6 protein-coding genes and 1 pseudogene are annotated in these 8,603 nt (G+C 36.4%); 5 read left to right on the forward strand and 2 right to left on the reverse strand.

Annotated features, from left to right (window positions below; genetic code table 11):
* Both GQR44_RS19460 and GQR44_RS19465 read left to right on the forward strand, forming a co-directional pair.
* Positions 1–371 (forward strand): IS30 family transposase (locus GQR44_RS19460; RefSeq protein ID WP_166373403.1); only part of this gene is annotated, 371 nt, incomplete at its 5' end.
* A 204-nt stretch (positions 372–575) separates the two neighbouring features.
* A pseudogene (locus GQR44_RS19465) lies at positions 576–1,752 on the forward strand (IS3 family transposase).
* Positions 1,753–2,316: 564 nt separating this feature from the next.
* Here GQR44_RS19465 and GQR44_RS20090 read toward each other — a convergent pair.
* Entirely contained in the window at positions 2,317–3,111 is a 795-nt protein-coding gene (locus GQR44_RS20090; RefSeq protein WP_205963134.1) for a helix-turn-helix transcriptional regulator, read from the reverse strand.
* A gap of 467 nt (positions 3,112–3,578) precedes the next feature.
* Between GQR44_RS20090 and GQR44_RS19475 the strand changes: the two genes are divergently transcribed.
* On the forward strand, positions 3,579–4,913 hold the full coding sequence (locus GQR44_RS19475) for an APC family permease (protein ID WP_166373405.1): 1,335 nt from the start codon (positions 3,579–3,581) through the stop codon (positions 4,911–4,913).
* A 2-nt stretch (positions 4,914–4,915) separates the two neighbouring features.
* Positions 4,916–5,794 carry a carbon-nitrogen hydrolase family protein gene (locus GQR44_RS19480; protein ID WP_166373407.1) on the forward strand — a complete coding sequence of 293 codons (879 nt, stop codon included), beginning with the start codon at positions 4,916–4,918 and terminating at the stop codon, positions 5,792–5,794.
* 438 nt (positions 5,795–6,232) lie between these two features.
* Here GQR44_RS19480 and GQR44_RS19485 read toward each other — a convergent pair whose 3' ends face one another.
* Positions 6,233–7,474 carry a HAMP domain-containing methyl-accepting chemotaxis protein gene (locus tag GQR44_RS19485; protein ID WP_166373409.1) on the reverse strand — a complete coding sequence of 414 codons (1,242 nt, stop codon included), beginning with the start codon at positions 7,472–7,474 and terminating at the stop codon, positions 6,233–6,235.
* A 174-nt stretch (positions 7,475–7,648) separates the two neighbouring features.
* On the opposite strand from GQR44_RS19485, the gene GQR44_RS19490 reads away from it, so the two are divergent.
* Positions 7,649–8,603: IS30 family transposase (locus GQR44_RS19490; RefSeq protein ID WP_166371884.1), on the forward strand; the 955-nt coding region annotated here is incomplete at its 3' end.

The following is an 8,603-nucleotide window of genomic DNA, read 5'->3' on the forward strand; positions in this document are numbered from 1 at the left end:
TGCGTGTTGATGACAAATCGGCTAAATCAGTGACTGCTGCTACGATTGCTTTATTGCAACCATTCAAAGGTGCGATATTTACGATCACCGCTGATAATGGTAAAGAATTTGCGTATCATGAAGTGATGACCGAATATTTAAACTGTGGTGTTTATTTTGCAGATCCTTATTGTTCGTGGCAAAGAGGTTTGAATGAAAATACGAATGGTTTGTTACGACAATATTGGCCGAAATCAACGGACTTTAAAAAAGTATCGCAATCAGAAGTTGAAGATGTAATAGTTAAATTGAATGAAAGGCCAAGAAAGAAACTAAATTACAAAACGCCAGCCAAATTAATGGCTGAACATATGGTAGCTATAGCTGCTTAGGCGTTATGCACTTCAGAGTTGAATCTGCCAAATATATTAGAGGTAGTACCATTTAGTTATAGGAATAATACGATAGAGCTGCTGACTCCCTGCATTTTACCCCTGATAAGCAACTTCGTAAGGCTCCCTGTGTAGTGGTACAGTGATTTTGGCCACCTAGTTAGAGGTGATATTATTCACCTCACTCATTAAATAGGTGACAAAATGAAGAGAGCAGGCAAGCGTAATTTCACTCCAGAGTTTCGATTATAATCATCTCAATTAGTTGTTGATCAAGGTTACTCAGTAAAAGAAGCTGCAACCGCAATGAATGTTGGTAAGTCCACCATGGATAAGTGGGTTCGCCAACTCAAAGAAGAGCGTAAAGGTGTGGCCCCTAAAGCCACGCCAATGATACCTGATCAGCTTAAAATTAGAGAGTTAGAAAAGAAAATAGCGCGTATTGAAGAAGAGAAAACCATATTAAAAAAGGCTACCGCTCTCTTAATGTCAGACTCCCTGAACAGTATTCGTTAGTTAAGAAGTTACGAGAGAGCCACTCAGTCAAGCTACTATGTAACGTGTTTTCAGTGCATCGTAGTAGTTATAAATATTGGATTAATCGAGATCGGAAGATATCACCAGAAACCGTAAAGTTGCATAGCGAAGTTCGTTCAATACATAAGCTCAGTAATGGTTCAGCAGGTGCTAGAACGATTGCTAGTATTGCAACAAACAATGGGCTTGAGTTAACCCGTTATCGTGCAAGTAGACTGATGAAGCAGCTTAGTTTAGTTAGTTGTCAACTTGGTAAGCATTCATATAAAAAGTCTACTGCTGAGCATATCTGTATTCCAAATACATTAGCAGGGAGTTTAATGTACTTGGACCTAACCAAGTTTGGTGTAGTGATGTAACTTACATTTGGACTGGAAAACGTTAGTCATATTTAGCCGTTGTACTTGATCTATTTTCAAGAAAACCGATTGGCTGGTCTATTTCATCTTCTCCTAATACAGAACTAACTGGTAACGCTTTAAAAATGGCATTTGAATTACGTGGTCAACCTAAGGGCATCATGTTTCATTCCGATCAAGGCTGTCATTATACAAGCAGAAAGTACCGCCAATTGTTGCGGCGTTTCAAGATCCAGCAGAGCATGAGTTGTAGAGGGAACTGCTGGGATAACGCACCAATGGAGCGTTTCTTTAGAAGCTTAAAGACAGAATGGGCACCTAAAATAGGTTACTCAAATATCGATGATGCTAAGCATGCGATAACCGATTACATTGTTGGGTATTACAGTCAAACCAGGCCTCATCAACATAACGGTAGAATAAGTCCAAATAGAGCAGAAGAGTTATATTGGAATGACTACAAATCCGTGGCCAGATTTACTTGACCACTACACTGTGCCAGACTCTGACACTTATACTAAAATTAATTAGATTGAAGTGAAGGAACATACCGCATTTTTCGCAATGATAAGTTGATGCTGATAACATTACTACCGTTGGTTTGAATTCATTGCTACCGGAGCTAACATTGTCCTGATGGTGAATACAGGAACAGAGCGTATTATTGGCTTAGGCGCATAACATCATTGGTGCAGAAAAGAGGCAAATTTTGGTACTGATAACGATGTAAGTAATAAATGAAATAATGTTCTAAATGGCAACGCTAGTAGGAATAAATTAGTATCCGATATCCAAATGTCATGGACAATATCATAAGCGTTTGTGATCGTGAATCTGATATGTTTGAGTATATTGAATATAAAACAGCTACCTCTTCAAATGAGAAGTGCTTAATCTGAAGAGGTAGTTGTTATGACTCAGTCTCGCCAATCTCAAGTGTCGTTATCAAATACACCTTATTATCACTGTATTTCACGTTGTGTTCGTCGCTTCTTCCGAAAATAGAAGTATATTATGTTTCACAATTTTTTAAATAAATATTACCTTCACTATAACATCGACAAAATAGGCATTAATAAAGCAAATAATTCTGCTTGTGAGCTAATGCTACATTTGGAATAAAGCTGTTTACGAAATACCTTAACAGTTTCTTTACTGATGTTGAGGTTAAGAGCAATCGATATAGAAGAATGACCTTGTAATATATAAAGTGCGACTTCTGTTTGGCGAGGGCTAAGAGAGATACTATGCTGATCTTTCATTATGGTTCTTAATCGATGTTTGACAGGAGGTAAAACAATATTTTTTCCCTCTTTAGGTTGATAGCTTCTCCAGTGCTGTTCACATAAAGTGGATAATACATTCTCATAAGATTTTATTTTTTTTAGTTCAGTTTTACCGAACCGTATCCCACTTTTTTTATCTCTTCCAAAACAGGCGGTTAATGTTGTATTGTGATTGATGTGTGAAAATAAACAAAACTCATCAATTAGAGTTGTCTCTTGATAATACTCATAAAAATAACTTGTTTGTTTAAATTGATCTGGTGCTAAGTCAAAAATGCAATGTATACCTCTTTGAATTCCATTGTTGATAGCGTGATAAAAAGGGTCTAATAAATAAGCCGCTTTTAAATAATGGCTTTGCATCTTCTCATAAACAATAGGGGAATTGTATTCTCGATATAATTCTTCAGGATTAATATCTTTGTGGTAGGCAATGATAATTAAGTTATCAAAGTCTATTATTTTTTTAACAAAATTCCCTAAAGTTTCTGGAAAATTTGCATTACCAAGCGATCGAACTATCTCACCTAGTGCTTTATCTTGTTCTTGGTTTTGCACTAAATATATCCCTATTTTTTAAAACACATCTACATCTCATTTTCATCAAGTATACCACACTGGGGTTATATACCCCTTTAAACCCTTATTTTACTATTAAACTTCGATTTGCGGGGTATGTTTATCATTAACCCTAATAAATTCGTTCTAGAAAGGGAAGGGGATAACAATGGCTACCTCTACTAAATTCGTTATCAAGAAATTTTAAAGCTATTAAGTATTCAATAGCTTTAAGTAAAAGTCGACTGATTCGATAAAGTTTGGGTTAAGGCTTGGTATAAAAGTTAGAAGGAATTAAGCGAGCTGATGAAATGCGTCGTTTTTTCAATCTACGACGTTCATTGTTCGTAAGTAAAGCTAATTATCAGATGGATACAGCATATTTTGCTTTGCAATCAGTAGCACCTTAGCTAAGTAATTTTTAAAAAAACACTTTAATTTAAAAATATATATGGAGATATAAAATAATGACAAGTTTAAAATTAACTAGAACCTTAACGTTATGGCCTCTTATTATAATGGGGTTAGCTTATATGACGCCACTAATTGTTCTTGGAACGTTTGGGATCATTGCAGAGGCAAGTAACGGTACAGTTCCGATGGCTTTTTTGATAACTACTTTTGCAATGCTGTTTACTGCGAATAGTTATGGAATAATGGCCCGTAGATATCCTGTTGCTGGGTCCGCTTATACTTTTGCATCTAAGAGCATAGATAATAGAGTTGGCTTTATGGTTGGCTGGACTATATTGTTGGATTATTTCTTCTTACCAATGGTTATATGGTTAATTGGCGCAGCTTATTTAGGCGCTCAGTTCCCAGATGTTCCTCAATGGATATTCTTAGTGGGTTTTGTTTTACTAACAACTTGTATTAACTACGTTGGAGTTAAAACAGCCGCAAAATTAAACTCAGTTTTGATGATATTTCAATTAGCAGTAATGGTTATATTTGTTGCTTTATCATTGGGCGATGTTTATGGAAATGGTGGAATTACAAGCATATTTAGTCTTGAACCTTTCTTTAATGAGTCTAGTACTTTATCTATTGTTTTAGCAGGTTCAAGTATTGCAGCTTATGCTTTCCTAGGATTCGATGCGATTACCACTTTTACAGAAGAAACAATTGAACCAGAAAAAACAGTACCAAAAGCTATTCTCCTTTGTACACTTTTTGCTGGTGTTATCTATGTGGCAGTTGGTTATACGACACAGTTAGTACATCCTGGTGCTATTTTTAATGATATAGACTCAGCGGCCTTTGAAATCGCAGCCAATATTGGTGGAAACATTTTTGCTTCAATATTCTTAGCTGCCATGATTACGGCACAGTTCATGTCTGGGTTATCGGCACAAGCCAGTGTATCAAGACTACTATTTGCTATGGGTCGAGATAGTGTATTATCTAAAAAAGTTTTTGGTTTTTTACATCCTAAATATTTAACACCAATCGGCGGTATTATCTTATCTGCTTTAGCTGCAAGCTTGGCTTTATTTTTTGATGTTATGCAAGCGGCTTCATTAATCAATTTCGGTGCCTTTGTTGCTTTTATATTTGTTAATATGTCTGTTATTTTTACTTATGTAAAAGATAAAAAACAAGGCATTGCAACTGGCTCTACAGTACTTAACTTAGTTTTTCCGGCAATTGGTACTTTTGTTACATTTTACCTAATGACTAAATTAGACCTTAATGCTTTAACAGTGGGGTCAATTTGGCTTGGAATAGGTGTTCTTTATTTAGTGTATTTAACAAAAGGGTTTACCAAACCAACACCTGCTCTTCATTTTGAGGAATCTTAACAATGCTCCACCATTTACCAATATTATTAATGCAATCGTCTTCTCGTCTTCCAACAGAAAAAAGCTTAGACGAATTTGAAGCTGAAATTAAAGAATTGAAGTCTGACTTCGAAAAAACAAGAATGATTATCTGTCCTGAAATACATTTATGTCGAGCTGAAGGAACACGAGCTGAACGCAAAAAAATGTATTACGATGCAGCTGAACCATTAGATGGACCGAGAGGGCAGCGACTTGCCAAAATAGCGAAAGAAAATGAGATTTGGTTAATTCCTGGCACAGTGATTGAGAAAGGTGAAGGCGATGATATTTATTGTACGGCTGTTGTTTATTCACCGGAAGGGGAGTTAGTTACTAGCTATCGTAAATGTTTTCCATGGCGTCCTTATGAACCTTTTACACCAGGTAAAGAGTTAAATGTGTTTGATATTCCTGGTTTTGGTCGAGTCGGTATTTGTGTTTGTTATGATATTTGGTTTCCTGAAGTGGTACGCCAATTGTCATGGATGGGGGCTGACTTAATTATTAATTTAGTTCAAACATCTACTTGTGATCGAAGTAAAGAATTGATCTTGTTACAGGCGCAAGCAATAACAAATCAAGTCTATATCGCGAGTGTCAATGCGGCAGCTCCAGCGGGTACCGGTGAAAGTATCATTATTGACCCAGAAGGTAACATTAGGGCTAAATCACCCGGTGTTTCTGACTTTATTTTAACGGATGTTATTAATAGTGATGAAGTTAAAAAAGTAAGAAAGTATGGAGTGTGTGGTCTAAACAGGACTTGGGATCAATTCCTGCCAACTGATGCACCTTTAAAACTACCTATCTATGAAAATGGTGAAATCAATCCATTAACGTGGGAGGCAAAAAAACGATGATACAAATATTTTAAAAGGCCGCTTAGGCCTTTTAAAACATGGCGAAAGAACAATACATCTAATCAAAGTTTGGGACAGCCATAATATTTGATGACTCATAATGACTTTTCTATCTTTTAGTTATGTAGCTTTTACATGCGAACCGGTAGTTGTTATGACTCAGTGTCGCCAATCTTAAGTATCGTTATCAGGTACACCTTATTATCACTGTGTTTCACGTTGTGTTCGTCGTGCTTATGCCCCTTTTAGATAATGTTAAGTACCTAACCATTATCATTTAGTATTGCATGTGAATAAACGGCACTATGAATCGATGAGGCATGAGCAGTTTGTGAACATTAGTGTCAGCTCTATTCTAAGCTTGTCTTAGCAGCACGTTGGCGGGGAGAGCAAACAAGCTTTTAATAGATATAGGTGTCTTCGATATTTTTAAAATCATTATATTTTCACAAGCTTGAACTGTTCTAATAATTGTTGTAAAAGTATGGATTGTTGAGATAGCTTCTCAGAGGAAGTTGTAACCTGCAGAGACTCTTCTGAATTATTCTGTGAAATAGTATTAATTGATTCTAACTCACTACTTATCTGGGTAAGGCTTGCTTTTTGGGTATGGCTAGCACTGGAAATGTCGCCAATTAATACCGTTACTTGACTGATGATTTCCGCAATGTGATTCAGTATTTCAGCTGCTTCATTAGAAATTATAATTCCTTTTTTTACATTAGAATTAGATTTTTCAATCAAAGCCTCAGTTTGAATTGCTGCTTTAGAGCTTCGTGCGGCAAGTGTCCTAACCTCATCAGCCACAACGGCAAAACCTCGACCATGTTCACCGGCTCTTGCTGCTTCAATAGCTGCATTTAATGCTAGTAAGTTGGTTTGGGAGGAAATGCCATTTATAATTTTAATGATTTCGGCTATTTCTTTACTCGAATCGTCAATATCTGCCATTGAAGTGGCTAAAAGGGCCATTTGCTCCATACTGCCAGTTGCGGCATTTTTAGCCGTTAAAATTAGGCTATTTGCTTTATCTGCATGTTCAGCATTAGTTTTTGTTTTTGCTTCAGTCTCATCAATCTGATTAGATATTTCTTTAATGCTAGATACCGTTTCTAAAGCACCTTGAGAAAGGGATTGGCTAGAACTCAAAATATGTTGGGAACCGTCATTCACTTCAATGGCTGAAATACTGACTTGATGTAAAGTATCATTCAAACTTTCTGTCATTGACTTGAGAGCTAAACCTAATGAGTCTTTCTCAGAAGCTAAAGGTGCATTAATGGTTAGATCGCCATCAGCAATACAACTGGCAAGTTTTGCTTTTTCTTCAAGCCCACTCACCATCTCATTTACTGCCTTTATTGCAGTGCCTACCTCATCATTGGTGTGGTTTTCAACACGAATACTTAAGTCTCCCGAAGCGATAATTTTTAAACTATCAGTCATCGCAACAATAGGTTTTGTAATTTTCCGCATTAATATTTGTAATATAATAGCTGATAATATTATTGTTAATAAGGCAAAACCTCCCAAGTAAAGCGAGAATTTTTTTGCTTCCGCTTGAGAGTTTAAAATATATTGCTTACCTAATTTATTAGATTCAAAGGCAAGGCGATTTGCCTTTATTGCAAGTTTATCACCCAACTTACTTGAATATACTCGATCGACGGAAGCAGTCAAAAGTATCCGACTATCATCATAAATAAGGTCAAAATCTTTACTCAGATTTTTTAATTGAGTAAGTGTTTTTTTATTATCCTTGGATTCAGATCATAAGTGCAGAACTTGAATTGGTAGAAAAGACGGTCAGCTGAATATATGCTTATCGCTTTTTCTCCGGCAAGAGATGCAACAATGAAAACATATAAACAACTGACCTACGAACAACGATGCCAGATTTATGCGCTAAAGAAAATAGGCATGAGTCAAAATAAAATAGCTAAACAACTGAATGTGAATCAATCAACGCTTAGTAGGGAGCTTTCTCGCAATACAGGTAAGCGAGGTTATCGAATTAACCAGGCCCAACAAGCTGCAGTTAAAAGGCGTATTGAAGCGCGTAAAGCGATTAAAATGACATCTACTCTGATTGCATTAATAAATGTAAAACTAGGTGAAAAATGGAGTCCTGACCAAATCTCAGGATGGCTTAAGAAAGAGCATGGTACCAGTATTAGCGATGAAACTATTTACCAACATATTTGCTCCAATAAGCGGAGTGGTGGTCAATTATTCCAATATCTGCGTCGAAAAGGCAAGGCTTACCAAGCGCGCAATAAAGATAAACAAGCTGGTCGAGGTTTTATCAAGAACCGCGTCAGTATTGATGAGCGACCTAATATCGTTGATACACGTAGCCGAGTTGGTGATTGGGAAATAGATTTAGTCATTGGTAAAGGGCACAGCGGCGCATTAGTGACTATTGTTGAGCGTAAAACGCGTTTTACAGTATCGACACGTATTGATGATAAGTCAGCAAAGACTGTCACTGCGGCCACACTTGCATTATTAAAACCATTTAAAAATGCAGTATTAACCATCACCGCTGATAACGGTAAAGAGTTCGCTTATCACGAAGAGTTAACCAAAAAATTAAAGTGTGCAGTCTATTTTGCAGACCCATACTGTTCATGGCAACGTGGTTTGAATGAAAATACAAATGGTTTGTTAAGACAATATTGGCCCAAATCTACCGACTTTAAAAAAGTATCGAATTCATTAGTAAAAGAGGTAATATTGAAACTCAATGACAGACCAAGAAAGAAATTAGATTACAATACGCCAGCCAAATTAATGGCTGAACATATGG

It is taken from the genome of Psychromonas sp. SA13A, assembly GCF_011378715.1.
Lineage (GTDB): Bacteria > Pseudomonadota > Gammaproteobacteria > Enterobacterales > Psychromonadaceae > Psychromonas.